This window comes from Mycobacterium colombiense (assembly GCF_001665835.1).
GTDB classification, from domain to species: domain Bacteria; phylum Actinomycetota; class Actinomycetes; order Mycobacteriales; family Mycobacteriaceae; genus Mycobacterium; species Mycobacterium colombiense_A.
This window is the reverse complement of record NZ_LZSX01000039.1, coordinates 120549-144701: the sequence shown is the minus strand read 5'-3', so window position 1 is coordinate 144701 and position 24153 is coordinate 120549. Positions and strand designations below refer to the sequence as shown.

Annotated in this window: 28 protein-coding genes and 3 tRNA genes; 14 read left to right on the top strand and 17 right to left on the bottom strand. The window is 67.2% G+C overall.

The features are described from left to right. Positions 1–8: 8 nt before the first annotated feature. Positions 9–455, bottom strand: a complete 447-nt coding sequence (locus tag A5760_RS10155; RefSeq protein ID WP_231122597.1) for a bacterial proteasome activator family protein — start codon at positions 453–455, stop codon at positions 9–11. Between the two features lie 81 nt (positions 456–536). Beyond that, entirely contained in the window at positions 537–2513 is a 1977-nt protein-coding gene (locus A5760_RS10150; RefSeq protein WP_064880227.1) for a DUF6541 family protein, read from the bottom strand. 117 nt (positions 2514–2630) lie between these two features. Between A5760_RS10150 and A5760_RS10145 the strand changes: the two genes are divergently transcribed. Beyond that, complete coding sequence (locus tag A5760_RS10145) at positions 2631–3827, top strand: cysteine desulfurase-like protein (protein ID WP_064880225.1); 1197 nt, start codon at positions 2631–2633, stop codon at positions 3825–3827. 9 nt (positions 3828–3836) lie between these two features. Here A5760_RS10145 and A5760_RS10140 read toward each other — a convergent pair whose 3' ends face one another. Continuing rightward, positions 3837–4811 (bottom strand): NAD(P)H-quinone oxidoreductase, encoded by a 975-nt coding sequence (locus A5760_RS10140; protein WP_064880328.1) that lies wholly within the window; start codon positions 4809–4811, stop codon positions 3837–3839. Positions 4812–4848: 37 nt separating this feature from the next. Between A5760_RS10140 and A5760_RS10135 the strand changes: the two genes are divergently transcribed. Beyond that, positions 4849–4935: transfer RNA gene (locus tag A5760_RS10135), tRNA-Ser, on the top strand. 3 nt (positions 4936–4938) lie between these two features. Here A5760_RS10135 and A5760_RS10130 read toward each other — a convergent pair. From A5760_RS10130 to A5760_RS10115, 4 genes are read right to left on the bottom strand one after another with little or no spacing between them, the layout of a single operon-like run. Next, positions 4939–6060 (bottom strand): hypothetical protein, encoded by a 1122-nt coding sequence (locus tag A5760_RS10130; RefSeq protein ID WP_064880223.1) that lies wholly within the window; start codon positions 6058–6060, stop codon positions 4939–4941. 36 nt (positions 6061–6096) lie between these two features. Continuing rightward, entirely contained in the window at positions 6097–6285 is a 189-nt protein-coding gene (locus tag A5760_RS10125) for a hypothetical protein (protein ID WP_064880221.1), read from the bottom strand. A gap of 29 nt (positions 6286–6314) precedes the next feature. Then, positions 6315–7553 carry a lipase LipE gene (gene lipE / locus A5760_RS10120; RefSeq protein WP_064880219.1) on the bottom strand — a complete coding sequence of 413 codons (1239 nt, stop codon included), beginning with the start codon at positions 7551–7553 and terminating at the stop codon, positions 6315–6317. A gap of 25 nt (positions 7554–7578) precedes the next feature. Then, positions 7579–8403 (bottom strand): crotonase/enoyl-CoA hydratase family protein, encoded by an 825-nt coding sequence (locus tag A5760_RS10115; protein WP_064880216.1) that lies wholly within the window; start codon positions 8401–8403, stop codon positions 7579–7581. 23 nt (positions 8404–8426) lie between these two features. On the opposite strand from A5760_RS10115, the gene A5760_RS10110 reads away from it, so the two are divergent. Continuing rightward, positions 8427–9011 carry a TIGR03086 family metal-binding protein gene (locus A5760_RS10110; RefSeq protein WP_196772047.1) on the top strand — a complete coding sequence of 195 codons (585 nt, stop codon included), beginning with the start codon at positions 8427–8429 and terminating at the stop codon, positions 9009–9011. Positions 9012–9127: 116 nt separating this feature from the next. On the opposite strand, the gene A5760_RS10105 is transcribed toward A5760_RS10110, so the two are convergent. Together A5760_RS10105 and hisC are read right to left on the bottom strand one after the other, a co-directional pair. Continuing rightward, on the bottom strand, positions 9128–9592 hold the full coding sequence (locus tag A5760_RS10105) for a DUF4334 domain-containing protein (protein WP_064880213.1): 465 nt from the start codon (positions 9590–9592) through the stop codon (positions 9128–9130). 11 nt (positions 9593–9603) lie between these two features. After that, on the bottom strand, positions 9604–10671 hold the full coding sequence (gene hisC, locus A5760_RS10100; protein ID WP_064880211.1) for a histidinol-phosphate transaminase: 1068 nt from the start codon (positions 10669–10671) through the stop codon (positions 9604–9606). A gap of 83 nt (positions 10672–10754) precedes the next feature. On the opposite strand from hisC, the gene A5760_RS10095 reads away from it, so the two are divergent. The 4 genes from A5760_RS10095 (at position 10755) to A5760_RS27560 (ending at position 11786) form a co-directional block, all read left to right on the top strand. Next, a tRNA-Ser gene (locus A5760_RS10095) sits at positions 10755–10843 on the top strand. A 50-nt stretch (positions 10844–10893) separates the two neighbouring features. Next, a tRNA-Arg gene (locus A5760_RS10090) sits at positions 10894–10966 on the top strand. Positions 10967–11081: 115 nt separating this feature from the next. Beyond that, positions 11082–11537, top strand: a complete 456-nt coding sequence (locus tag A5760_RS10085) for a nitroreductase family deazaflavin-dependent oxidoreductase (RefSeq protein ID WP_064880209.1) — start codon at positions 11082–11084, stop codon at positions 11535–11537. A gap of 120 nt (positions 11538–11657) precedes the next feature. Then, positions 11658–11786 (top strand): hypothetical protein, encoded by a 129-nt coding sequence (locus A5760_RS27560; protein ID WP_269199091.1) that lies wholly within the window; start codon positions 11658–11660, stop codon positions 11784–11786. Here the strand turns inward: A5760_RS27560 and A5760_RS10080 are convergent. From A5760_RS10080 to A5760_RS10065, 4 genes are read right to left on the bottom strand one after another with little or no spacing between them, the layout of a single operon-like run. Further along, entirely contained in the window at positions 11783–12352 is a 570-nt protein-coding gene (locus tag A5760_RS10080) for a GNAT family N-acetyltransferase (protein ID WP_064880207.1), read from the bottom strand. The two genes, A5760_RS27560 and A5760_RS10080, sit on opposite strands and share 4 nt — an antisense overlap. A gap of 10 nt (positions 12353–12362) precedes the next feature. Then, positions 12363–12836 carry a hypothetical protein gene (locus A5760_RS10075; protein ID WP_064880205.1) on the bottom strand — a complete coding sequence of 158 codons (474 nt, stop codon included), beginning with the start codon at positions 12834–12836 and terminating at the stop codon, positions 12363–12365. A 19-nt stretch (positions 12837–12855) separates the two neighbouring features. Further along, on the bottom strand, positions 12856–13854 hold the full coding sequence (locus A5760_RS10070) for a phosphotransferase family protein (protein ID WP_064880326.1): 999 nt from the start codon (positions 13852–13854) through the stop codon (positions 12856–12858). A 39-nt stretch (positions 13855–13893) separates the two neighbouring features. Continuing rightward, a complete protein-coding gene (locus tag A5760_RS10065) occupies positions 13894–14250 on the bottom strand; it encodes a nuclear transport factor 2 family protein (protein ID WP_064880203.1) in 357 nt (118 codons plus the stop codon). A gap of 125 nt (positions 14251–14375) precedes the next feature. Here A5760_RS10065 and A5760_RS10060 point away from each other — a divergent pair, with 125 nt between their 5' ends. The 6 genes from A5760_RS10060 to A5760_RS10040 all read left to right on the top strand — a co-directional run bounded on the left by A5760_RS10060 (position 14376) and on the right by A5760_RS10040 (position 18703). Continuing rightward, complete coding sequence (locus A5760_RS10060) at positions 14376–15320, top strand: class I SAM-dependent methyltransferase (protein ID WP_064880201.1); 945 nt, start codon at positions 14376–14378, stop codon at positions 15318–15320. A gap of 86 nt (positions 15321–15406) precedes the next feature. Then, on the top strand, positions 15407–15817 hold the full coding sequence (locus A5760_RS10055) for an MmcQ/YjbR family DNA-binding protein (protein ID WP_064880199.1): 411 nt from the start codon (positions 15407–15409) through the stop codon (positions 15815–15817). A 105-nt stretch (positions 15818–15922) separates the two neighbouring features. Then, positions 15923–16162 (top strand): hypothetical protein, encoded by a 240-nt coding sequence (locus A5760_RS10050; RefSeq protein ID WP_064880197.1) that lies wholly within the window; start codon positions 15923–15925, stop codon positions 16160–16162. Between the two features lie 22 nt (positions 16163–16184). Then, positions 16185–16340, top strand: a complete 156-nt coding sequence (locus A5760_RS26970; protein ID WP_169926037.1) for a DUF6131 family protein — start codon at positions 16185–16187, stop codon at positions 16338–16340. Positions 16341–16491: 151 nt separating this feature from the next. Further along, positions 16492–17196 carry a response regulator transcription factor gene (locus tag A5760_RS10045; protein WP_064880192.1) on the top strand — a complete coding sequence of 235 codons (705 nt, stop codon included), beginning with the start codon at positions 16492–16494 and terminating at the stop codon, positions 17194–17196. After that, entirely contained in the window at positions 17174–18703 is a 1530-nt protein-coding gene (locus tag A5760_RS10040) for a sensor histidine kinase (RefSeq protein WP_064880187.1), read from the top strand. The genes A5760_RS10045 and A5760_RS10040 overlap by 23 nt, the downstream gene beginning before the upstream one ends. A 5-nt stretch (positions 18704–18708) precedes the next feature. Here A5760_RS10040 and A5760_RS10035 read toward each other — a convergent pair whose 3' ends face one another. Continuing rightward, positions 18709–19191, bottom strand: a complete 483-nt coding sequence (locus tag A5760_RS10035) for a lipoprotein LpqH (RefSeq protein WP_064880186.1) — start codon at positions 19189–19191, stop codon at positions 18709–18711. 175 nt (positions 19192–19366) lie between these two features. On the opposite strand from A5760_RS10035, the gene A5760_RS10030 reads away from it, so the two are divergent. Further along, positions 19367–21247, top strand: a complete 1881-nt coding sequence (locus A5760_RS10030) for an alkyl/aryl-sulfatase (RefSeq protein ID WP_064880184.1) — start codon at positions 19367–19369, stop codon at positions 21245–21247. 7 nt (positions 21248–21254) lie between these two features. Here A5760_RS10030 and A5760_RS10025 read toward each other — a convergent pair whose 3' ends face one another. Genes A5760_RS10025 through A5760_RS10015 form a run of 3 tightly spaced genes read right to left on the bottom strand, consistent with a single transcriptional unit; the run spans position 21255 to position 24122 of the window. Then, a complete protein-coding gene (locus A5760_RS10025; RefSeq protein WP_064880183.1) occupies positions 21255–22223 on the bottom strand; it encodes an NADPH:quinone oxidoreductase family protein in 969 nt (322 codons plus the stop codon). Beyond that, positions 22223–22846: a TetR/AcrR family transcriptional regulator gene (locus A5760_RS10020; RefSeq protein ID WP_064880181.1), complete on the bottom strand. Its 624-nt coding sequence runs from the start codon at positions 22844–22846 to the stop codon at positions 22223–22225. Before A5760_RS10020 ends, A5760_RS10025 begins: the two co-directional genes overlap by 1 nt. After that, the gene (locus A5760_RS10015; protein WP_064880179.1) at positions 22827–24122 is read right to left on the bottom strand and encodes an acyl-CoA dehydrogenase family protein; all 1296 of its coding nucleotides are present in this window, start codon (positions 24120–24122) and stop codon (positions 22827–22829) included. Before A5760_RS10015 ends, A5760_RS10020 begins: the two co-directional genes overlap by 20 nt. Positions 24123–24153 lie beyond the last annotated feature (31 nt).

The following is a 24153-nucleotide window of genomic DNA, read 5'->3' as shown; positions in this document are numbered from 1 at the left end:
GAGTTCGCTCACAGGTACTGACCGTGTCCGGGCGCGCCGCCCGGCTTACCCATGCCCGGGGGGAGGGCGCTCTGGCGCATGTTTTCCAGCTGCGCGCGAGCGGCCATCTGCTGGGCGAACAGCGCGGTCTGGATGCCGTGGAACAGTCCTTCCAGCCACCCGACCAACTGCGCTTGGGCGATGCGCAATTCGGCGTCGGACGGCGCGGCGTCTTCGTTGAAGGGCAGGGTGAGGCGGTCGAGCTCCTCACGCAGTTCGGGTGCCAGGCCCTCTTCCAGTTCCCGGATGCTGGTCGCGTGGATCTCGCGCAGCCGGTTGCGGCTGGCCTCGTCCAGCGGTGCGGCGCGCACCTCCTCGAGCAGCTGCTTGATCATGGTCCCGATGCGCATCACCTTCGCCGGCTGCTCGACAAGGTCGGTCAGGGACCGCTCGTCCTCGTCGTCGGCCACTGCCATCACGCGCGGGTCGACGCCGCCGATGATTTCGACGTCGTCGTCATCGTTGCGGGTACTCAATGCTTCACCATCCTCTGTGGACTATGAGTGTGGCGTCGTGCCGTTTCCGCGCCATTCATAAATTCGGGCACCGCCGTTGTCGTAGATCAACGCCCACGACTTCGACTTATCCAGTGACACTAGTCCTTCGGGTATTGCGAACCCCCGGACAGTCGGCGTGCTGGTGTAGATGTACCGGATATTGAGCGCTTTAATCGCCTCGAGGACCCGCGGATCGGAATCGCCTTTGCGGGCCGAGGTCCAGAAGATGTATCGGTAGTAGCCCGGGCCGGTTTGCTGCGGGAAGTCGTAGTGCGTCCACAGCGGATGCAGGTCGGCGACGGCATACATCCACGCGGTGCCGTCGACGTTGGAGTCGCCGATCAGGGTGTTGTGCGCGCCGGGCAGTTTGGCCAGGTAGGCCATGGCCATCAGGTCGCGCTGGTCGATCATCACCGAGTCGTATTTGTCGCCGAGCAGCACCTTGTGCGGCAGGAAGTAGTGCCGGGCGGTGTAGACGCAGGCCGCCGCCAGCACCACCGCCGTGGCCGCGATCCACACGGGGCCGGGCAACTGCCGGAATCGCCCGGCCAGCCGTTTGGCGGCGGCCATCACCAGCACGACCAGCGCGAACAACCCGATGCCCGCCATGGGCGCCAGTAGCATCGCCACCACACCGGAGAGCCTGCGGGGGTCGTTGTAGAAGAACTGGCTGAACTCCCCGATCGTGTTGCCGATCGGCCCGCGAAACCGTGCCGGCGCCCCCGAGTAGACGATGGCCACGATCAGCAGCAGCCACACCGCCGTCGGCCACCAGACCTTTTTGTACAGCAGGATCGCCATTCCGATCGCCGCCAGCGCGAGCAGCTTGTACTGCGTCGGAAAGTCGTTGAGGTGGCGGGTGTGCTGCAGCACGGCGTCGATGAGGCCCTGCCTGGCGCCCTTGAAGCTGGGGAAGGAGTGCCCGGCGATGATGTCGGCCTGCCTGAGCACCCCCAGGAACTGCGGCGCCAGGATCAGCACGGTCGGCACCGCCACGCAGAGCAGCGTCAGCGCGTCGGCGAGCCGGCCCCGCACCGGATGCCAGACCGCGTCCAGCAGCCACCAGCCCAACAGGAACAAGATCGCGACGAACCCGCCGGTGAGGTGCACCGACAGCAGGCCCACCAGCGCCAGCACGGCCAGCGGGACCCGGTCGCGGTGCCGCAATGTGGACACGATCAGGACGAACGTCGGCACCGCTACCCCGTAGGCCGCCAGGTTGGGCATCGCCGCGACGCCGAACTCGACGTAGGGCAGCGAGGTGAACGACGCCGACAACGCCGCCGCGGTGGCCGCCACCCCCGCACTGCGCCATTCGGTGGTGCGCGGCCGGGCCAGATGCCAGGTCAGCATCGCCGCGCTGGCGGGAAACAGCCACACCGACGCCGCGACCGAACTCAGCGTGTAGCCGGTGGTGGGCGCCGCCCCGGTCAACTGGCAGAACACCGCGATCAGGGCGTGGAACACCGACGGGTAGTAGAGCGCCTGGTGCGTCTCGACGTTGCGCAGCTCGCCCATGTGGGTGGACGACGCCTGGCCGGTGTCCAGGATGAACCGCACCTCGTTGGCGTGCCAGACCGCGTCCCAGGTGCTGGGGATGGACTCCCAATGGGGGATGCCGCGGTAGGCCGCCCACATGATGAGCAGGGCGCCCAGCAGCACGCCCCCCGCCACCGTGAGGGCCGGCCAGCGGCTCACTTCGAGGGCTTCGGCATCGCGGTCGCGGTAGCGGGCGAGCAGTAGTTGGAGCCCGATCATCAGCACGCACACCACGGCCAGCGCCGCCAGCGCAGTCCAGCCGTTCCACGGAATTCCAATGGCACCAAACGGAATAATGGCCAGCGCGACCACGCCGTAGGTCAGCGCCGGGCCGACCGCGACAGCCACCGGCCAAGACAACTGACTGATGCGTGCGATGATCGCCCCGGGCGCTATCAGCAAAAACAATGCAATGAGCGTTCCGAACCAGAGCCCCACTCGACTAGTATGGCTGGCCGGGTGCCCTGGCTCGGAAAGCCACCAACTGGCCGGAACGTGTGTGGTACCCGCTACCGTCACAGTTTCGCAAAAAGCGGAAGCTCTAAGGTGGCCCACATGGCATATGACGTCGCCCGGGTGCGCGGACTGCATCCGTCGCTGGGTGACGGTTGGGTACACTTCGACGCTCCGAGCGGGATGCTGGTCCCCGATTCCGTCGCGACCACGGTGTCGACGGCCTTCCGCAGGTCCGGTCCCACCACCGTGGGCGCACACCCGTCCGCGCAGCGCAGCGCCGCCGTTCTGGAGGCGGCGCGGGCGGCGGTGGCCGATCTGTTCAACGTCGAACCCGCGGGTGTGGTGCTGGGCGCCGACCGGGCGATCTTGCTGTCGGCGCTGGCCGAGGCGTCGTCGTCGCGGGCCGGCCTGGGCTACGAGGTCGTCGTCAGCCGCCTGGACGACGAGGCCAACATCGCACCGTGGCTGCGCGCCGCGCACCGGTACGGCGCCAAGGTCAAATGGGCCGAGATCGACATCGAGACCGGAGAGCTCCCGACGTGGCAGTGGGAGGGCCTGATCGGGAAGTCGACCAGGCTGGTCGCCGTCGCCTCGGCCTCCGGGACGCTGGGCACGGTCACCGACCTGCGGGCGATGACCAAGCTGGTGCACGACGTCGGCGGCCTGGTGGTCGTCGACCATTCCGCCGCGGCGCCCTACCGGCTGCTCGACGTGAAGGAAACCGACGCCGACGTTGTGGCGGTGAACGCCGCGGCCTGGGGCGGCCCCCCGATCGGGGCGATCGTGTTGCGCGACCCGTCGCTGCTCAACTCGTTCAGTTCCATCTCACCGGACCCCAAGGCCGTCGGGCCGGCGCGCCTCGAGATCGGCGCGCACCAGTTCGGTCTGCTGGCCGGGGTGGTGGCCAGCGTCGAGTACCTGGCGTCGCTCGACGAATCCGCCCGCGGCACCCGGCGCGAACGGCTGGCCGTCTCGATGCAATCCGCCACGTCGTATCTGAACCGGATCTATGACTACCTGATGGTTTCGCTGCGCTCGCTGCCGTTGGTGATGGTGATCGGCCGCCCGGAGGTGCGGATCCCGGTGGTCAGTTTCGCCCTGAACGGCGTGCCCGCCGAGCGGGTCGTGCAGCGGTTGGCGGACAACGGGATTCTGGCTGTCACCAACGAAAGTTCCCGCGCGCTCGATGTATTGGGCGTCAACGATGTCGGCGGCGCGGTCACCGTCGGGCTGGCGCACTACTCGACTACGGCCGAAGTCGACCAGTTGGTGCGCGCGCTGGCGTCCCTGGGTTAGACGCCGGGCCTAGGCCGGCAGCGTCAGCACGACCTTGCCGTGCACCTCACCCGCCGCCAGCTTCTGGTGGGCGGTGCTTGCCTGCTGGATGGGGATCCGTTCGCCGATGATGGGCCGAACCCGGCCGTCGGCGAACATCGGCCACACCTTGTCCGTCACGGCCTGCACGATCTCGCTCTTGCTGTTCGGTCCGCTCACCGGACGGCCCCGCAGCGTGGTGCCGATGACATGGGCCCGCTTGGCGAGCAGCTTGCCGACGTTGAGCTCACCCTTGATGCCGCCCTGCATGCCGATGATGACGAGCTGGCCGTCGGTGGCCAGGGCGTCGATGTTGCGGTCCAGATAGGAGGCGCCCATGATGTCGAAGATCACGTCGGCACCGCCGAACTCCTGCACCCGCGCGACGAAGTCGTCGTCGCGATAGTTGATGGTGATCTCGGCGCCCAGGTCGCGGCAGGTTTGCAGCTTTTCCTCCGACCCGGCGGTGACCGCCACCCGGGCACCCAGCGCCCGGGCGATTTGGATGGCGTGGGTGCCGATGCCGCTGGCCCCGCCGTGCATCAGCAGCAGCTGTCCTTCGCTCAGGTGGGCGGTCAGCACCAGGTTCGACCACACGGTGCAGGCCACTTCGGGCAGCCCGGCCGCGTCGAGCAGGTCGACATCTGAGGGAATCGGCAGCAGCTGGCCGGCGGGAACGGCGACGTACTCGGCGTATCCACCCCCGGCGAGCAACGCGCAAACCTCTTGTCCTACAGACCAATTCGTGACACCGGAGTCGGTATCGGCGATGACGCCGGACACTTCCATGCCGATGATCTCGCTCGCGCCGGGCGGCGGCGGGTACTTGCCGGCCGCCTGCAGCAGGTCGGCGCGGTTCACGCCCGCGGCGGTGACCTTGACCAGGACCTCGCCCGCCCCGGCGGAGACGTCCGGCACTTCCTGCCAGGAGAGTTGCTCGGCGGATTCGGCGACGATGGCGCGCATGGTGGCCACGCTACCGAGTCCCGCTACCCTAATCAGCGGTGGCGTGGCAGAGCGGCCTAATGCACTCGCCTTGAAAGCGAGAGACGGCTAAAACCGTCCGGGGGTTCAAATCCCTCCGCCACCGCTCTTATCGCTCGGCGCTCTGGTGCAGCGTCGGCGCGTAGCGCAGCACCGCGCCCACGCCGTCGGCCGGGGAGATCCGCTCGTCGGTACGCACCAGGGCGGCGCCGACCGAGATCGCCGACACTGGTAGCGCCTCGTCGGCCCGCAGCGTCTTGGCGGGAGCGGCGCCCTGTTCGGACAACACGTTCTCGTCCGGGGCGATCGTCGTCAAACCCTCGTCCGCGACGACGGTCGCATCGCCGATGTCGCCGATGATCAGTGTCTCCACCGCGCCTTGACGCAGCGCCGAGCAGACCGCGCCGAGTCCCTCGGCCGCGAGCCCCGACGGCCGCCCGATCTCGGCGGTAAAGCGTTGCGCGGCATCGTCAATCGTGCGCAGCTGGCGCTTGATGAATTCGTCCTCGATGGCGTGTTCGATCTCGCCGAAGTCGTGACCGCTGTGCCGTGCCCCGATCTCGAGTGCCACCGTGCGCTCCTGCAAGCGTTCGGGCAGCGCGGCGAGCAGATCGGAGCGCGAGCGCACCTCGCCCACCACGAAGATCACCTCGATCGCCTTGTCGTCGGCCAGTTCAGCGACGCGGTCGGCGACGGCGCGCACGTTCTTGCGGCCCGCCTCCTCGGTGCGCAACTGGGGGTCGCCGTAGCCGGCCGTCTCAGCACCGGCGGATTTGTGCACCGGATAGCCGCCGCCGTCGACGGTCTCGGTGCGCAGTGTCCCGCCGATGTGGGTGCTGATGTCGGCCCCGCTGTGGTCGACGACCACCAGCACGTAGTCCGGGTGATCGAAGCTCTGTTCGAGAATCGGCACCAGATAAGGCAATTCGGAGACGCGAACGATGTCGGTGGCAGCGGGCCGGGCCAGGTGCTCGTTGATCACCACGCCGTCGGCGCCGGCGATCACGGCGCGTCCGCTGCGGCCGATCGGCGGACGCAGGTTCATGATCGCGTCCTCGATCTGGCCGATCACCGTCGCGCCGGCGCGCTGTCGCTCCAGCTCTTCTTTGACCGCCCGCCACTTCAGCTCGAGCTGAGCCTCGGCGTCATGGGTGTCGTGTGAGTCATCGAAATACACCGAAGCGAACGGCCCCGGTGCGTCCAGCAGTTTGCGGAAGCGTTGCGAGTCCATGTTTGTTGGTTGCCCCACGAGCCGGGGGACAAACCCCTAGCTTCGATCGCCCTCGCTGTCGTCGAAGAAGTGCCACTCGCCGTCGTGCTGGACTTCCATGCGCCAGCCGAGCTCGCTGTTGTCGGCCTTGTTGTCGACGAACCATGCGTGTGCGTCGTCGGCGCTTTCGATGTCTTTGGTCGCGACGACGTCGCCCTTCGGGTCGAGCACTCGATAGGTAGCCATGACTGGCAGTGTTCCCACTGCCGTCGTGATCAACCGGTCGGAATTTCGGCGGTGATGGTGTCCAGCAGGGCGGTGTACCGGCGGGCTTCGGGGTCCCGTCCGGGTTTGCCGCTGCTCACCACGCCGGCCGACAGTCCGCGCGCCGGGTCGGCCCAGATCGCGATGTTCACCAGGCCCAGGTTGCCGAACGCGTGCGGCGCGTTGCGCCCGAACGGACCCCACCGGTTGGTGCCCAGGATGTAGCCGGTGCCCCAGCGGGCCGGTTGCAGGCCCACCGCGAAATCCGGTCGCAGCCTTCGGCATTCGGTCACCGCGGCGTACATGGTCTCCGGACTGATCACCCGGACGCCGTCGAGTTCGCCCCCGCGGCGCCATATCTCGGCGAACCGCGACATCTCCTGCGCGGTCGACACCGTGTTGGACGACGGAATGATGGTGGTCAGGAACGCCGGGGAATTCGTGTACGGGATCATCTCGTGCACGGTTCCGCCGATCGCCTTGCGGAAGATCTGGGCGACCACCGGCGGCAGTGTTCGCCCGGTGGCGTGGCTGGGCGCGACCAACGGGACGTCCTTCTTCGCGACGCCGAAGTTGGTCCAGCGGAAGTCGAGTGGGTCGAGGATCTCGGTGGCCAGGATCTCGCGAATCTCCTTGCCGGTGGCCGCGTATACGATCTCGCGGACCAGCGGACCCCAGGTCAACGCGTGGTACATGTGGAACAGCCCTGGACGGTAGAGGGGCCGCAACTCGCCCAGCTTCTGCTGCGCGTATTCGTGGTCGTCGGCGCGGGCGACGTCCGGCCTGGGGCCGGTCGGGAAGGGCAGCCCCGCACTGTGTGTCATCACGTGCCGGATGGTGATCCGATGCTTGCCGTGACTGGTGAAGGTGGGGATGTATTCGCACACCCGGTCGTCGAGCGAGAAGACGCCGCGCTCGACGAGCATGTGCACCACGGTCGCCGCCATGCCCTTGGCCGCCGAGTACACGCAGAACGGTGTGTCCGGCGTGACCGCGATCTTCTCCGCGTCGGGCGGATCGCTCGGGGCGTTGCCCCAGCCGTGCCCGATCGCGCGGTTGAGCACGACGCGGCCGTGCCGGCGGATGCAGAGCTGGATGGCGGGATGGAAGCCGGCCCGGTACCAATGTCGGGCGGCCTGCCAGATCCGGTCGGCGGCGGCGCCGTCGATTTCGGTGTGGTCTTCCGCGCCGATCGCCGTCACGGAGTCCAGGTCTGCCGGGAGGCGGATCTTGCCGTCGGGTGTCGTCACCTCAGCGAGGGTACGTGCCGCCGGATTATTCCCCGGTGAACTGCGGCGGGCGCTTCTCGAACGTCGCCGAGATGCCCTCGGTCAGGTCCTTGGACGGCAGGAAGGCCGCGTTCCAGGCCGCCACGTACCGCAGGCTCTCCGAGACCGCCGCGGTGCGCTGCTGGTCGAGAACGTCCTTGACGCCGTGCACCGTCAGCGGGGGATTGGCGGCGATCTCCGCGGCGGTGGCGTGCGCCGCGGCCAGGGTGGCGTCGGCGTCGGCGTACACGTCGTTGACCAGACCGATCTTCTCGGCGCGGGCAGCGTCGATGTCCTTGCCCGTCAGCGCCAGCTCGCGCAGGTGACCGTCGTTCAGGATCATCGGCAGGCGGGCCAGGCTGCCGACGTCGGCGACGATGGCGAGCTTGACCTCACGCACCGAGAACTTGGCGTCGGCACTGGCGTAGCGGATGTCCACGGCCGAGATCAGGTCGACGCCGCCGCCGATGCACCAGCCGTGCACCGCGGCGATGGTGGGGGTCCGGCAGTCGGCGACCGCGGTGATCGCGCTCTGCATGCGCTTGACCTCGCGGTGGAACACCGCGCGCGGGCCGGCCAGCGCGTCGCCGGACAGCAGCGGGGTGAATGAGCCGCCCATCGCCGGCACGTCCAGGCCGTAGCTGAAATTCTTGCCCGAGCCGGTCAGCACGATGGCCCGCACCTCGGGGTCGGCGTCCAGCGCCGCGAACAGCTCCGGCATCTCCGACCAGAAGGCCGGTCCCATCGCATTGCCCTTGCCCGGTCCGATCAGCGTCACCTGGGCGACGTGGTCTTTCGTCTCGACCGTGACGGATTCGTATGCTTGCGCCATATCGAGACCGTAGCGTGGCGAATATGGCTCCTGACTTGCGGCCCGGGCCGCATTCCCAGCCCACCGACGAGTTGCACAGCGCCGAGGACACCTTGGGCGTGCTGCAGCGGGTCCTGCACACCATCGCCGCAGGCGACCTGTCGCGGCAGACGCCGTGCGCGGAATTCGATGTGTCGGCGCTCACCGGGCATCTGCTGAACTCGATCACGGCGCTCGGCGGCATGGTGGGCGCGCAGATCCCGGAGCGCGCGGAAGGCGATTCGGTAGAGCGCCAGGTGATCGCCGCGGCTCGGCCCGCGTTGGACGCCTGGCACCGCCACGGCCTGGACGGATCGGTGCCGTTCGGCAAGGGCGAGCTGCCCGCGAACAGCGCGTGCGGCATCCTGTCCATCGAATTCCTGGTCCACGCTTGGGATTACGCCGCCGCGGTGGGACACGACATCCATGCGCCCGAGCCGCTGTCCGAATACGTGCTGGGGCTGGCGCGGCAGATCATCAGGCCGGAGTTACGCGGTCAGGCCGGATTCGACGACCCGGTCGACGTCCCGGCCGACGCGGGCGCGCTCGAGCAGCTGGTCGCGTTCACCGGCCGCAACCCGGCGGGATAGCTCGGCGCTGCCTATCCCGCCTCAGCCGCCGAGTGTGCAGCCACCCCCTGAACCCACCCGGCATGTCGCCGCCCTGGACGCATACTCAAAGCCGTCAATGCACGCTCGACGAGCGCCTACCGCTCACGTTCGAGATAGAAGTAGTAGTACTTGCCGTTGTCCCGGACACCCTTGCCGTTCATGATGCCCATGACGGCGTCGTCGTCGATCTTCTTGAAGTGATCGTGCACCGGCTGGCCGTCGTAAACCATGGTGGCGGTGACCTCGCCGCGGAAGTCCTCCAGCCACAGGCTGGCCTCGCCCTTGCCCATCTCCACATTGGAGAATTTGTTGCCGCCGGCGTCGAGGCAGACGAGCGGCTGCACATCGCGGACGGACTTAAAGGTCTTGCCGTACCAGCCGGCCTTTTCCAATTGGCCGTTCATCTTGTGGCCGGTCTGGAACTCGCCGCCCTTCCACTCGCCGAGCATCCCGTCGATCGTCGCGGGCTGAAGTTCGGCCCAGAATTCGTCGAGCTCGGAATCCGCGATGTCGCCGCTGCGCTCTTTGAACTCGGTGAACTTCTTGCGCGCGAGGTCCACGGGCGACTCCCTTACGATTCGGTGCGGGCAATCCAGTCGCAGGCAAAACGCAGCAGGGCGTCGTTTTCCTCCGGCGCACCAATGGTGACACGGATGCCTTCGGAAGCGAACGGCCGAACCACCAGGCGCGCGTCGGCGGCCTGCTCGGTGAAGTCCATGGTGCGCTCGCCCAGCGGCAGCCAGACGAAGTTGGCCTGCGACGGGGGAAGTTCGAATCCGGCCTCGCGCAGGGCGTCACTCACTCGGGTGCGCTCGATCACCAGCGCGTCGGTACGGGCCATCAGCTCGTCGGACGCCTCCAGCGACGCGATGGCCGCCGCCTGGGCGACGTTCGTCACCGCGAACGGCATGACGACCTTGTCCAGCGCGGTGATCAGGTCCGGATGGCCCACCGCGTAACCGCAGCGCAGCCCCGCCAGCCCGTAGGCCTTCGAAAAGGTCCGCAGCACAACGACGTTGCTGTGCGTCAGGGCCAGCTCCAGGCTGTTGGGCAGCATGCCGTCGCGGATGTATTCGACGTAGGCCTCGTCGATGGCGATCAGGACGTGCGGCGGCACGGCCTCGACGAACCGCGTCAGCGCGTCCGGGTCGACGACGGTGGACGTCGGATTGTTCGGGTTGCACACGAAGATCAGCCGGGTGCGGTCGGTGATCGCGGCGAGCATCGCGTCGAGGTCGTGCGTGTGGTCGGTCAGCGGCACCTTGACGGTGGTCGCACCCGACACCTGGATGATCGGCAGGTAGCACTCGAAGCTGCGCCAGCCGATCATCACCTCGTCGCCGGCCGCGGCGGTGATCTGAACCAGCTGCTGGCACAAGGTGACCGAACCGCTACCCACCGCGATCTGCTCGGGAGCCACGTCGGAACCCAGGTGCATGGCCAGCGCGGCCTTGAGGTCCACGCTGGCGTTGTCCGGGTAGCGATTGACGACGGCAACGGCACGCTCGATCGCCGCATGCACGCTGGGCAGCGGGCCGTACACCGTCTCGTTGCTGGCCAGTTTGATGGAGCCCGGGACGTTCTTGCCGGGGACATACACTGGCAATCCGGCCAGTTCGTTGCGAAGGCGAGCGGTCACTTCGACAGTTTATGTCTCGACTGTGTACAGTATGGCCGGTTCCGCGAGACCGGAAAGGGGTCGGTACCCTCAGAAAGTCCAAGGGAGGCGTGCCAGAGCGGCCGAATGGGGCTCACTGCTAATGAGTTGTCCCCCTCAAAGGGGACCGGAGGTTCAAATCCTCTCGCCTCCGCTGTTTCCTCTAGCGGAACCACGGAACACTGAACGACAACTGCAGAACAGGCGCCCGTAGCTCAACGGATAGAGCATCTGACTACGGATCAGAAGGTTAGGGGTTCGAATCCCTTCGGGCGCGCCCACCACCAAGGACGGTTCCCTCGGGACGAGCTACACACCTGGGAGTTGCTACTTGCCTGAACCAGTGTGTCCGCAAATTGGTTCACTGCTGGCCGTATACGAGGAGTTGGGCGATGAGCAGTTCGTTCAAGGCCAAGGCCATGAAATACACGGCTCGAATGCAAGTGCGCGTTTTCAAGTTGACCAATGGTCGACTCGGCAGCCGCTGGCGTGTCGGCGCGGCACGTCGGAATCCGGTGCCGACGCTGTTGCTAGAGCATCGAGGCCGTAAATCTGGACGGGTATTCACCACGCCCGTGCTCTATATGCCCGACGGCGACCGCCTGGTCGTCGTGGCGTCGCAAGGCGGCCTCCCCAAAAATCCACAATGGTTCGCCAATCTCGTCGCAGAACCCCAGACCGTCGTTCATTTACGAGGCCAGCGCGACGTTCGTGTTGCAGCTCAGGTGGCATCGCCACAGCAGCGCGCCGAGCTGTGGCCACGGCTAGTGAGCCTGTACCCGGATTTCGACAAGTATGCGGCGGCGAAGGACACTGAGATACCTGTTGTCATCCTGACTCCCCGCTAGGGCGGTATTTCGATCGGGGTTCGGGCGCGCTAACCAGCCCGGGCGTGGCCACCCAAAATGATTCGAATCGTTCAGACCCAGTTTCTTGTCGGCGCGGTGTCTCGCCGATACCGTCCGCCCATGACTAACAGCATTGAGCAAATCGGTGGTGGCGCCGGCGGCGGCTTCCTGGGTGGTGGCGCCGGTGGCGGGTTCGTCGGCGGTGGCGCCGGCGGGGGCTTCCTGGGTGGTGGCGCCGGCGGCGGCTAAGCCCCGGACTCGCGCACCCGGCCCGGCTGAATGATCGGGCCGGGTGCCCCATCCGGCTCGGCAGCGGCCAGGTCGAGCTGCATCCACGCGACGTCGTGCCAGCCGTCGTGTTTCCACTCGACGCGCCGGTACAGGCCCACCTGGGTGAACCCGAAAGACCGGTGGAAGCCGTTGCTGGCCTCATTGGGTTGGGTGATGCCGGCGAACGCCTGCCGGTAGCCCCGCTCGGTGAGCCTGCGCAGCAGCTCCGTGTAGAGCGCGCGGCCGCCACCGGTGCGGAGATGACCGGCGTCGAGGTAGATCCCGGTCTCGATCGACCACTGGTACGTGGCAAGGCGATTGAGGGCGTGCCCGTAGGCGAAGCCGATCACCCGGCGATCGCGTTCCAGGACAAGCCATTCGTGGCTCACCTGCGCGGCGGCGATCCGTGCGGCCATCTCGTTTTCGGTCGGGACGTCGGATTCCCAACTGATGACCGTGCGCTCGACGTACGGCCGGTAAATCGCAACGCACGCAGCCGCATCCGCTGCCGATGCCGGGCGGATCAGGCCGCCGCTCGCCTGCACGTCGTCCGCGCTACGGGCGCGGCTGGAACGGCTGGAACGGCCCCCGGCGGGGAGGTTCGGTCACGGTCTGCGTGACGGTGCTGGTTTCTGTGCTCGGTGCGGCCGTGCTGGGCGGCTCCGTCGTCGTGGGAGTGTCGGTGCTCGGCGGCGGGGCTGTCTCGGTCACCGTCTCGGTCGGCGCGCCACCGCCCCCGTGATGCCGCGGTGCCCGCTCCGTGGTGGTCACCGGCGCGGTGGTGGACGGGACGGGCGTGGTCGTGGCGGGGCTGGGCGCCGGCGAGCCGGTGGTGAGCTTGACCACCGCGTACACCAGCGCGGCCAGCAGGATGACCCCGATGGCGCCGGCCGCGACCAGCGCCGCCGGACGGCGGTACCACGGCGTCGGGGGCTCCGGCGGCTGTGGCCCGGGTTCGTAATACCCGCCGTACCGCGCGGCGGCGGTGGGCTCGGAGTAGTAATCCGGTTCCTCGGGATAGGGCGGCACGAGAGGAGATGTTAGTAGGTCAGCCCTTGTCGGAGATGAGGCCCAGCGCCCGCTCGAACAGATGCACCGTGGCCGCGTGTAGCTGGTCGCCGACCTCCTTCTCCGCCTTGCCGGCGCAGGCCCGGGCCAGCGTCCCCTCGATCACGATCCCGAGCTTGAAGCAGGCCAGCACGGTGTACCAGGTGATGTGGGACAGGTCGCGGGTGGTGTTGGCGGCGTAGCGCTCGAAGAGCTCGTCGGTGCTGGCCAATCCGTCCTGCCCGCCCAGCGCGTGGCTGAAGACACTGGAACCGTCGGACTGGCGCCAGGTGGCAAGCAACCAACCCAGATCCAGCAGCGGGTCGCCGATGGTGCACATCTCCCAGTCGACGATCGCGACCACGTCCGGTCCTGTGCGGGAGAACATCACGTTGGCGGCGTGGTAGTCGCCGTGCATGATCCCCGGCGTCCAGGTGGCCGGGCGGTGCCGGTCCAGCCAGGTCGACACCTCCTCGATGCCGGGGATGTCGGGACCGGGGTAGCCGTCGTACTCGTTGTAGGACTCCAGCTCCGAGAGCCAGCGCGGCACCTGCCGTTCCAGGAAGCCCTCGGGCTTTCCGAAATCCGCGAGGCCCACCGCGATGTGGTCGACCGCGCCCAGCTTGGCCAGCGCGTCGGCCATCGACAGGCCCATGCCGTGGCGCACCTTGGCGTCGCCGGCGTGCAGCGGTGGCAGGCCTTCGCCCGCGTTGAAGCCGTCGACCGGGTCCATCAGGTAGAAGACGGCGTCGCCCAGCACACTCGGGTCCTCGCAGGCGGCGATCAGGTGGGGATGGGGAACGTCGGAACCGGCCAGTGCGGCAAGGACTTTCGTCTCCCGCAAAATCACGCTGTTGCTGCGCGCGCGCAGGTGTCGTGGCCCGCGCCGCAGCACGTACGGCCGGCCGGCCCGGGTGAATCGCAGCATGACGTTCTGGGTTCCGCCGGTGACATTGGAGACGTCCTGTAGCGGCCCCTCGCCGAGCCCCTGCCCGGACATCCACTCCGCTACGGCTTCCAGATTGACGTAATCCACTGCTCAGCCCTTCGGGTGCGGGGTGTATCGGACGGTCTGCGCTCGGATCATGCCGTCACGGAACACGAAGGTGTCAACACCGTCGTCAACCCGGTTGACAGCCGAATCGGCGGCCCACTGTAGGAACAGCACGTCCTCGTGGAAAATCTGAGTTCGCAAGTCCCACTTCGCATCCGGCAGATCGGCGAGCAATGTCGCGAAGACGGTCCGGATGGCATCCTTGCCGCGGGCGATGCCGGCGGGGCTCAGCACCACCGAATCCTCGGCGTAGTCGACGACGATCTCGTCGAGGTCGCCCGCGGCCAGTGCGGTGCCGTGGTGGGCGAACACCTCCTGCGGCGTACGCGGGCCGGGCGTCATGGCACTCCCTTGCAACCTGTGGACCGTCTGAGAAAAAGACTAGGGCAGGGGTGACGGGCGGCCCCGGGCGGCGGCGGCTGGAAGAATAGTGTGCGTAACTTACTTTCTGGGGAAGGGAACTGGCGATGCCGCGGACCGACAATGATTCCTGGGAGATCACTCAGAGCGTGGGCGCCACGGCGCTGGGTGTCGCCGCAGCTCGCGCGGCCGAAACCGAGAGCGAGAACCCACTGATCAACGATCCGTTCGCGCGCGTGTTCGTGGACGCCGCGGGCGAGGGCATGTGGAGCATCTACGCCGATCCGGCGCTGCTGGCCAAGGCGGGCGACATCGAGCCGGATCTGCGCGATCGCCTTCAGCTGATGGTCGACTTCATGGCCACCCGGACGGCGTTCTTCGACGAGTTCTTCCTCGGCGCCGTGGACGCCGGCGTTCGGCAGGTGGTGATCCTGGCGGCCGGCCTGGACGCACGCAGCTGGCGGCTCCCGTGGCCCGACGGCACCGTCGTCTACGAGCTCGACCAGCCCAAGGTGCTGGAGTTCAAATCCAAGACGCTGCGTGAGCACGGGGCGGAGCCCAAGGCGCAGCTGGTCAACGTTCCGATCGATCTGCGCCAGGATTGGCCGAAAGCGTTGCAGGAGGCGGGGTTTGACGCCTCCGAGCCGGCGGTTTGGTCGGCCGAGGGACTGGTTCGCTACCTGCCCGCCCAGGCCCAGGATCTGCTGTTCGAGCGGATCGATTCGCTGAGCGCTGCGGGCAGTTGGCTGGCGTCCAACGTGCCCGACGCGGGCTTCACCGACCCCGGCCGGGTGCAGCGCCAGCGCGACGACATGCGGCGGATGCGGGCCGCGGCCGCCGAACTGGTCAACGCCGAGATCACCGACTTAGACGATCTCTGGTACGCGGAGGAGCGCACGCCCGTCGACGGCTGGCTGCGCGACCGCGGCTGGGACGTCACGACGGCGTCGTTCGCGGAGTTGATGGCGCGCTACGGCCGCAGCGTTCCGCAGGGCGCGGAGGACTCGATGCCACCCACCCTCTACGTGTCCGCGCAGCGGACGACGGGCTGATCGCCCTGGGGTTGAAACCTGCAGCACCGCAAGGCTTCTCGCCGCGCCGATGAGCGGGACCACGAGCGGTCGGTACGCTCGCGGATATGCCTGCTCGACGCGCCCGACTCGGCGACGTGCATGAGATCGCCGCCGCGATGCCGCACGTTCAGCGCCTGGAGGGTCCCAAGGGCAACGCCATCTACCAGGTCGGCGGCAAGTCGTTCGTCTTCTTCCGCACGCCGCGGCCGGACGCGACCGATCCGGACACCGGCGAACGCTATGCCGACGTGATCATGCTCTGGGTGGAGTCGGAGAGCGACAAGTTGGCGTTGGTCTCCGATCCCACGTCGCCGTTTTTCACCACGGAGCATTTCGACGGGCATCCTTCGGTCCTGGTGCGGGCGAGTCGGCTGGCCGAAATCAGCAGAACCGAATTAGCTGAGCTGATTCAGGACGCCTGGTTGTCGCGGGCGTCGAAGAAGCGGGCCGCCACCTGGCTCGCCGACCATATCTAGCTCGGCGAGCTGGGCCGACAAGCACTGCCGCATAACCCATTGCATGTTTAGACATAAGTCGAACGGGTAACTTCACGTCCACGAGAAAACTTCTTCTCGACCACATTGGAGGTCACAATGCGTGGCAGCGGGATCATCGGAACGGTTGCTTTGGTGTGGTTGCTGATCGGAGTCTTCGCGGCGTGGCAGCGCGACTACTTCAAAAACGACAACACATCTTGCGCCTCGGCGGGCACGGTTGCGGTGACCGTAATCGCTGGACCCTTGAATTATTTCGGTGTCAATCCAAAAGTCACGGATTGCCATCTGCCGCAACCAAGTTCAATGCAATCAATCAACCTCTAACCGCTCACTCAAAGGAATCGACATGGTTATCTTAGGAATTGTCCTGCTCATTCTCGGTTATTTCTTCCACGTACCCGTCCTGACCACTCTGGGTATCGTGCTGTTGGTCATCGGCGCGATCCTGTGGATTCTGGGCTCGATCGGTCGCCCGGTCGCCGGTCGCCGCTACTGGTATTAACAACTTCGACTCGAGATCGAATCGCGCGGCTGCTCAGCAGTCGCGCGATTCGTTTCACAGGCCACGCATAGGTTTGGCATAGCGTTGCCTCAGTCCGCGGCGGATACTGGAACTTGTGACGCAGCCCCGAGCCTCAGTAGAGCGGGTTGTTATGTGTCGTGCAGACGGCAACCCCATCAACGTTTTGGTCGTAGACGACGAATCCGTTCTGGCCGACATGGTGTCGATGGCACTGCGGTATGAGGGCTGGAACATCTCCACCGCCGGTGACGGGGCATCGGCCATCGCGAGCGCCCGCTCGCAGCGGCCCGATGTGGTTGTGCTGGACGTGATGCTGCCCGACATGAGCGGCCTCGACGTCTTGCACAAACTTCGCGAAGAGAATCCGCAACTGCCCGTGCTGCTGCTGACCGCCAAGGATGCCGTGGAAGACCGCATCGCCGGTCTGACGGCGGGCGGCGACGACTATGTCACCAAACCGTTCAGCATCGAAGAGGTCGTGCTGCGCCTGCGCGCGCTGTTGCGCCGCACCGGTGTGACGACGGTGGATAGTGGCGCGCAACTGGTGGTCGGCGACCTGGTGCTCGACGAGGACAGCCATGAGGTCACCCGGGCGGGTGAGCCAATCTCGTTGACCTCCACCGAGTTCGAGCTGTTGCGGTTCATGATGCGCAACTCCAAGCGGGTGCTGAGCAAAGCCCAAATCCTGGACCGGGTCTGGAGTTACGATTTCGGCGGCCGGTCCAACATCGTCGAGCTCTACATTTCGTACCTGCGCAAGAAGATCGACAACGGCCGGGAACCGATGATCCACACGCTGCGCGGCGCGGGTTATGTCCTCAAGCCGGCCCGCTGACACGCGAAGGGCCTGGTCCCTTCGGCTGCGGCTGCTGGTCGGTCAGATCGTCGTGCTGGCGATCGTCTGCGTGGGCATCACCGCGGCGACCGAACTGGCGCTGCTGCACCACCTGGTGGCCCAGCTCGACGGGCAGCTCGCCGGCACCTCCTACCGCTCGTCGCTCATGTATCCCGAGCCGCCGCACTCGGGCTGGCGGCATCAGCACGTCTATCCGAGGCCGGGCCCCGGCCCGCGATTCCTGGACGCCCCGGGCCAGCCGGCGGGCATGGTGGCGGCGATCGTCAGCCACGGAAACACGGTGGACGCCGGCTACACGACGAGCAGCGGCGACCGGGCCGAGCTGACCCCGACGGCCCAGCTACAGCTGTCCGGGATCGCAGGCAGCCGCAAGCCGGTGACCCTGAACCTCGACGGGCTGGGCCGCTACCGGGTGGTCGCGGCCCCGAGCCGCAACGGCGGCGACGTCATCGTCACCGGCCTGTCGATGGCCAACATCGACGCCACCCTGATGCGGATGCTGGTCATCTTCGGGATCGTCACCGTCATCGCGCTGGTCGCCGCGACCACGGCCGGTGTGATCATCATCAGGCGGGCGCTGGCGCCGCTGCGCCGCGTCGCGCAGACCGCGAGCGAGGTGGCCGGTTTGCCGTTGGCGCGCGGCGAGGTCGAACTCCCGGTGCGGGTGCGCGAATCCGACGCGAACCCCTCCACCGAGGTGGGGCAACTCGGCGCGGCCCTCAACCAGATGCTGGATCACATCGCGGCCGCGCTGTCGGCGCGGCAGGCCAGCGAGACGCGGGTTCGCCAATTCGTCGCCGACGCCAGCCACGAGCTGCGCACGCCGCTGGCGGCGATCCGCGGCTACACCGAACTGACCCAACGGATGGGCGACGACCGCGAGGCGGTGGCGCAGGCGCTGAGCCGGGTGGCCTCCGAGACCGAGCGGATGACGCGCCTTGTCGAGGACCTGCTGCTGCTGGCCCGGCTGGACTCCGGCCGGCCGCTGGAACGCGAACCGGTGGATCTGTCTCGGTTGGCGGTGGACGCGGTGAACGACGCTCACGTCGCCGGGCCCGATCATCAATGGGAACTCGACCTTCCCGAAGAGCCGGTGGTCGTCACCGGGGACGCGGCGCGGCTACACCAGGTGCTGGCCAATCTGCTTGCCAATGCCCGGGTCCACACCGGGGCGGGCACCGTCGTGACGACGCGGTTGTGCGCCGAGCCGTCGCACACCGTGCTGCAGGTCATCGACAACGGGCCCGGCATCCCGGCGGCGCTGCAATCCGAGGTTTTCGAACGGTTCGCGCGCGGCGACTCATCGCGTTCTCGCAAGGGCGGCAGCACCGGGCTGGGCCTGGCGATCGTCTCCGCGGTTGTCAAGGCGCACAACGGAACTATCGCGGTGGACAGCGCGCCGGGTCGTACCGAGTTCACGGTGCGGTTGCCACCCAATGGATGGCAACCGCCCGCGTCGAACTCCGAAGGCGCGCAAGGCGCCTGACCTGACTAGCTGTTGCAGGTCACGTTGATTTCGAAGGGTTTGTCGACCGGCTGCATCGGGTTGGCCATGTCCACCCCGGTGGCGGTGCCGCTGATCTTGTAGGTGTTGCCGTCCTTGCTGGCGGAGGCATTGCCCTGGCCGGTACCCGAGGTGTAGCCCAGGGTCACGCCGTTGACGTTGCCCAGCCCAACCGATTTCACCTGCGGCGGACTGCCATCGCTGAGCACGGCGGCGATGCCGGTTGCCGCGCCACCGATCGCGATGTTGACGGTGCCGCCAGCATTCGTGCACACGACCGAGCCGGTGACGTTCTGGTCTTTGCCGTCGATGGTGACCTTCGTACCGGAGGCTGCACCAGAGCTCGCCGACGCGCTGGTACCCGAGCTACTCGAGGAACTGCCTGTGCCCGACTTGTTACCCGAACACCCGGTAATGCCCGCGGCCAGAATTGCCGCACCGGCCACCGCGACCGTCAGTTGACGCTTCACCTGTTCTCCTTTTGCCCCGATAGTTGCGGCCCTCTGCATTGAGGGTCGTCTGGGGCAGTATGCGGGTTAACTGGGCCGCGATCCAGCGCCCGCAGACATTGTTGCTGTGTTCATTAATTGGACGACGAAAAGCCGCCCGAACCGCTTTTGGGTGATGGCGCATTAGTGACAAGGTATGACCGTGGACCATAAGCCGCCCAGCGCTGTCATCGAGTCGGCCCATCGCGACCACTCCCTGCCGTTTCATGATGAATCGGATTTCGCCGACGCCGACCGGGGATTCATTGCCGCGCAGTCGCCGTGCGTGATCAAAGCGGCCGACGGGCAGGTGGTCTGGGACAACGACGCCTACTCGTTCCTGAGTGGTCCCGCCCCGACGTCGGTTCACCCCAGCCTCTGGCGACAGTCGACCCTGGCCGCCAAGCAAGGCCTCTACGAAGTGGTGCCCGGCATCTATCAGGTCCGCGGCTTCGACATCTCGAATATCACCTTCGTGGAATCCGACAACGGCATCATCGTCATCGACCCCCTGGTGTCCACGGAGGTGGCCGCGGCGGCAATGGCCTTGTATCGCACCCACCGAGGGGGCGAGCGCCCCGTCGTCGCGGTGATCTACACCCACAGCCACGTCGACCATTTCGGCGGCGTATTGGGCGTCACCTCGCAGCAGGATGTGGATGCCGGTGCGGTGGCCGTCCTGGCGCCTGAGGGTTTCATCGAGCACGCGGTGCAGGAAAACGTCTATGCCGGACCGGCAATGACGCGACGGGCGACCTACATGTACGGCGCCCTGCTGCCCCGTGGACCGATGGATCAGGTCGGCTGCGGGCTGGGGCAGGTGCCGTCCACCGGCGAGGTCGCCGTCATCGTGCCCACCATCGACATCCGCACCACAGGTGAAACACACACCATCGACGGCGTGGAGATCGAATTCCAGATGGCGCCGGGCACCGAAGCGCCCGCCGAAATGCATTTCTATTTCCCAGGTTTCCGCGCTTTGTGCATGGCCGAGAACGCCACGCACAATCTGCACAATCTGTTGACCCTACGCGGCGCGTTGGTGCGTGACCCGCACGCCTGGTCCGGTTATCTCACCGAAGCGATTGACACGTTTGCCGATCGCGCCGACGTCGTGTTCGCCTCCCATCATTGGCCGACCTGGGGGCGGGACAGCATCGTCGCGTTCCTGTCGCTGCAGCGCGACATGTATGCGTACCTGCACGACCAGACGCTGCGATTGCTCAACCAGGGCTACACCGGTGTCGAAATAGCCGAAATGTTCCAGATGCCACCGGCTCTCGAGCAAGCCTGGCATACGCACGGGTACTACGGATCGGTGAGCCACAACGTCAAGGCGATCTATCAGCGCTACATGGGCTGGTTCGACGGCAACCCCGGCCGGCTGTGGCCCCATCCGCCCGAGGCCCTGGCCCCCCGGTATGTCGAGGCGATGGGCGGGCTCGACCGCGTCGTCGGTCTCGCCAGGGATGCCTTCGACGCCGGCGACTTCCGTTGGGCCGCGACACTGCTGGACCACGCGGTCTTCACCGACAGCGAGCACGCGGCCGCCCGCGAGTTGTACTCGGACACGCTCGAGCAGCTAGCGTACGGGGCCGAAAACGCCACCTGGCGCAACTTCTTCCTCAGCGGCGCAACGGAATTGCGCGACGGCAACTTCGGGACCGCGACCCAGGTCGCCTCTCCCACCATGATGGCCCAGCTGACACCGGAGCAGATCTTCGACGGTTTGGCGATCCGGGTCAACGGCCCACGCAGCTGGGATCTGGACATCGCCATCGATATCGCTATCGCCGACACCGCGACCAACTACCGACTGACCCTGCGCAACGGGGTGCTCGTTCGCAGAACGGTGGCGCCCGATCCCTCGACGGCGACCGTGACGATCAAGCTGGCCAACAAGATTCGGCTCCTCGCCGTGGTGATGGGCGACTTCAGCTCGCCCGGCCTGGAGCTCACCGGTGATCAGAGCGCGCTGCAGGCCCTGCTGAGTGTGCTCGACGGGCCAGACCCGAATTTCAACATCGTCACGCCGTGACGCCGCGTCACGCGACGTCGATCACCACCTTGCCCAACACCTTGCGGTCGGCCACATGCCGTAAGGCCGCGGCCGTCTCCGACAGCGGGAATCGCGCACCGATGTAGGGCCGCACCGTGCCGGCGGCGAACATCTGCGCCAACTCCCTGAGGTCGCGCACGGCGTCGTCGGGCCGGTCGGTCATGAACGTGCGGATCTCCATGCCACGCACGCAGATGTCTTTGAGCAGAATGAGATTCAGCGGGATCGCCGGGATGGTGCCGGCGGCATAGCCCAGCGTGACGAACGCGCCGCCGCGCGCGAGCCCGCGCAGCGCCGGCTCCGAATACGATCCGCCCACCGGGTCCAGCACCACGCGGGCGCTGTCGCCGGTGAGCTCACGGATCCGCGTCTTCAGGTCCTCGCGGTCATAGTCCACGGTCGCCTCGGCGCCGCGCTGCCGGCACAGCTCGAGCTTCTCCGGGCTCGACGCCGCCGCCAGCACCCGGGCTCCCATCGCGACCGCCAGGTCGACCGCGGCCAGCCCCACGCCGCCCGCGGCGCCGAGCACGACCACCCAATCTCCTGGTGTGACCGCGGCCGTCGAGCGCAGTGCGTGATAGGCGGTGCGGTAGGTGACGCCGAACGCCGCGGCTGAGGCGAAGTCGGCATCGTCGGGCACCAGCTCGGCCTGACTCGCGTCGAGCAACGCCTGCTCGGCGAACGCCCCGAATGTGGTTCCGGAAACCCGTTGTCCGGCACGGAACGGCGCGCCGTCACCGGCGGCAATGACCTCCCCGGCGATCTCATTGCCGGGGATGAACGGCGGCGGAATCTTGACCTGGTACTTGCCGGCGATGAACAGCACGTCGGGGAAGTTGACCGCGGCCGCGCGGACCCGCACCAGCAACTGGCCCGGGCCCGCAACGGGATCGGGCACGTCGTCGATCACCAGGTCCTCGGGAGCGCCGTAGGAACGACAGATCACCGCGCGCATCAACTGGCCTCCAGACCGCGTAAACAGAACCGCACCACGTGTGCGATGTCGTCGGGGCCGGGCCGGTCGGCCGAGCCCACATAGCGGCGCATGGTTGCCGCGGTGCAGCTGAACACCGCCTGGACGTCGCGGTCGACGTCGCTACTGCCCAGCGCCGCAACGGGTTCGACGAGAAGCTCGCGAAGCGGCCGCATCATCTCCTGGTCGGCCGCGCGCCAGCTGGTGCCGGCCGACATCTGGCCGGCCGCCGCGCGGGTCATGCTGATCAGGTGCGGGTCGGCCACCTGGGCCAGCGTGCCCTCGATCCACCGCGCAACCTTCTCGCGCGGCTCGGATTCCTTGGCCATCTGATGCTCGAGGTAGGACACCACGATGCCCACCCCGCGTTCCATGACGGCCAGGATCAGATCGTCCTTGCCGGCGAAATAGCGGTAGAACGCCTTGTTCGACGAACCCGCCTCGGCGACGATGTCGCTGACCCGCGGCGGTTCCGGTGCGACGCGTTCCATGACGCGCACCGCGGCGGCCAGGATGCGTTCCACCTCCTCGGTGGCCTCCCGCTGCCGATCATCCAGTGCCCGCTCGACCGCGGCGGTCACCCGGTTAGAGGTCAACGAGCTCACCGTATTTGGCGCGCGCGGCCGCGCGCCGCACGTCGAGCATCTCGCTGGGCCAGTCGCCCTTCTCGGCCTCGTAACCCTTGAGCAGCATCCGGGCCAGGTTGACCTTGTGCGCCTCGGTCGGCCCGTCGGCCAGGCCCAGCGCGATGCCGCCCAGCAGGACATTGACCAGCGGCAGCTGGTCGGTGAGCCCTAGCGCCCCGTGCACCTGAATGGCCCGCAGGGCAATCGATTTGAGCACCTGCGATGCCAGGATTTTGCAGGCGGCGATTTCCGCGCGTGCGGCACGCTCGTCGCCGTTGTCGATCAGCCACGCGGCGTGCAGCACGGTCAGGCGGAACGGGATCAGCTCGGTGTACGAGTCGGCGACGAACTCCTGGACCAGTTGCTTGTCGGCCAGCAGACTGCCCTGGGTGAAGCGGCTTTTCGCCCGCCGCGACATCATCTCGACGGCGCGTTGCGCCATCCCGATGGAACGCATCGCGTGATGCAGCCGCCCGCCGGCCAGCCGGGTCTGCAATATCAAAAAGCCCTGGCCGGGTTCGCCGAGCAGCGCGTCGGCGGGCACCCGCACGTCGTTGTAATGCACCAGCGAGTGGCCCGGTTCGTGCGGGTCCGCCCCGACGAGGTGATGATTGGCTTCCAGGACCAGCCCCTCGGTGCCGGCGGGGATCAGGAACGTCGAGGCGCCGGTGTGCACCGGCACGTCGGGATCGGTGATCGCGACGACGATGAAGAACGAGGCGACAGAGGCGTTGGAGGAGAAGTACTTTCGCCCGGAGATCACCCAGTCGGCATCATCTTCCGGCGCGGCACGCCGGGCCGTGGTGGTGAAGACCCGTGGATCCGCGCCGCCCTGCGGCTCGGTCATCGAGAAGCACGAGAAGATCTCCCCGGACAGCAGGCCCGCCAGGTAGCGGTCCTTCTGTTCCTGGGTTCCGAAGCGGGCGATGATCTCGGCGTTGCCGGTGTCAGGCGCTTGCGTTCCGAACACGATCGGCGCCCACGGGCTGCGGCCCAGGATCTCGTTGATCAGCGTCAGCTTGACCGCACCGAATCCTTGCCCGCCCAGTTCCGGCCCCAGATGTGGTGCCCACAAACCCTTGTCGCGCACCTGTTGCTTGAGCGGGTCGACAATGCGGCGCCGCTCGTCGTTCAGCGGCAGAAACTCGCAGCCCGGAAACAGCACCTCGAGCGGTTCCACCTCGTCGCGAACGAAGCCGCGGATCCACTCGAGGTTCTCCTCGAACTCCGGCTCGGTAGAAAAGTCCCAGGACATCCGAACACTCCTTTCGTTGGTGGCGACCTGA

What these genes read in the sequence shown, in the direction of transcription:
- A5760_RS10155 (WP_231122597.1), bottom strand. Translation starts at nt 455, where the DNA reads ATGGCAGTGGCCGACGACGAGGACGAGCGGTCCCTGACCGACCTTGTC.
- A5760_RS10145 (WP_064880225.1), top strand. Translation starts at nt 2,631, where the DNA reads ATGGCATATGACGTCGCCCGGGTGCGCGGACTGCATCCGTCGCTGGGT.
- A5760_RS10140 (WP_064880328.1), bottom strand. Translation starts at nt 4,811, where the DNA reads ATGCGCGCCATCGTCGCCGAATCCGCCGAGCAACTCTCCTGGCAGGAA.
- A5760_RS10130 (WP_064880223.1), bottom strand. Translation starts at nt 6,060, where the DNA reads ATGGACTCGCAACGCTTCCGCAAACTGCTGGACGCACCGGGGCCGTTC.
- A5760_RS10125 (WP_064880221.1), bottom strand. Translation starts at nt 6,285, where the DNA reads ATGGCTACCTATCGAGTGCTCGACCCGAAGGGCGACGTCGTCGCGACC.
- A5760_RS10115 (WP_064880216.1), bottom strand. Translation starts at nt 8,403, where the DNA reads ATGGCGCAAGCATACGAATCCGTCACGGTCGAGACGAAAGACCACGTC.
- A5760_RS10110 (WP_196772047.1), top strand. Translation starts at nt 8,427, where the DNA reads ATGGCTCCTGACTTGCGGCCCGGGCCGCATTCCCAGCCCACCGACGAG.
- A5760_RS10085 (WP_064880209.1), top strand. Translation starts at nt 11,082, where the DNA reads ATGAGCAGTTCGTTCAAGGCCAAGGCCATGAAATACACGGCTCGAATG.
- A5760_RS27560 (WP_269199091.1), top strand. Translation starts at nt 11,658, where the DNA reads ATGACTAACAGCATTGAGCAAATCGGTGGTGGCGCCGGCGGCGGCTTC.
- A5760_RS10070 (WP_064880326.1), bottom strand. Translation starts at nt 13,854, where the DNA reads ATGTCCGGGCAGGGGCTCGGCGAGGGGCCGCTACAGGACGTCTCCAAT.
- A5760_RS10065 (WP_064880203.1), bottom strand. Translation starts at nt 14,250, where the DNA reads ATGACGCCCGGCCCGCGTACGCCGCAGGAGGTGTTCGCCCACCACGGC.
- A5760_RS10060 (WP_064880201.1), top strand. Translation starts at nt 14,376, where the DNA reads ATGCCGCGGACCGACAATGATTCCTGGGAGATCACTCAGAGCGTGGGC.
- A5760_RS10055 (WP_064880199.1), top strand. Translation starts at nt 15,407, where the DNA reads ATGCCTGCTCGACGCGCCCGACTCGGCGACGTGCATGAGATCGCCGCC.
- A5760_RS26970 (WP_169926037.1), top strand. Translation starts at nt 16,185, where the DNA reads ATGGTTATCTTAGGAATTGTCCTGCTCATTCTCGGTTATTTCTTCCAC.
- A5760_RS10045 (WP_064880192.1), top strand. Translation starts at nt 16,492, where the DNA reads ATGTGTCGTGCAGACGGCAACCCCATCAACGTTTTGGTCGTAGACGAC.
- A5760_RS10040 (WP_064880187.1), top strand. Translation starts at nt 17,174, where the DNA reads ATGTCCTCAAGCCGGCCCGCTGACACGCGAAGGGCCTGGTCCCTTCGG.
- A5760_RS10030 (WP_064880184.1), top strand. Translation starts at nt 19,367, where the DNA reads ATGACCGTGGACCATAAGCCGCCCAGCGCTGTCATCGAGTCGGCCCAT.
- A5760_RS10025 (WP_064880183.1), bottom strand. Translation starts at nt 22,223, where the DNA reads ATGCGCGCGGTGATCTGTCGTTCCTACGGCGCTCCCGAGGACCTGGTG.
- A5760_RS10015 (WP_064880179.1), bottom strand. Translation starts at nt 24,122, where the DNA reads ATGTCCTGGGACTTTTCTACCGAGCCGGAGTTCGAGGAGAACCTCGAG.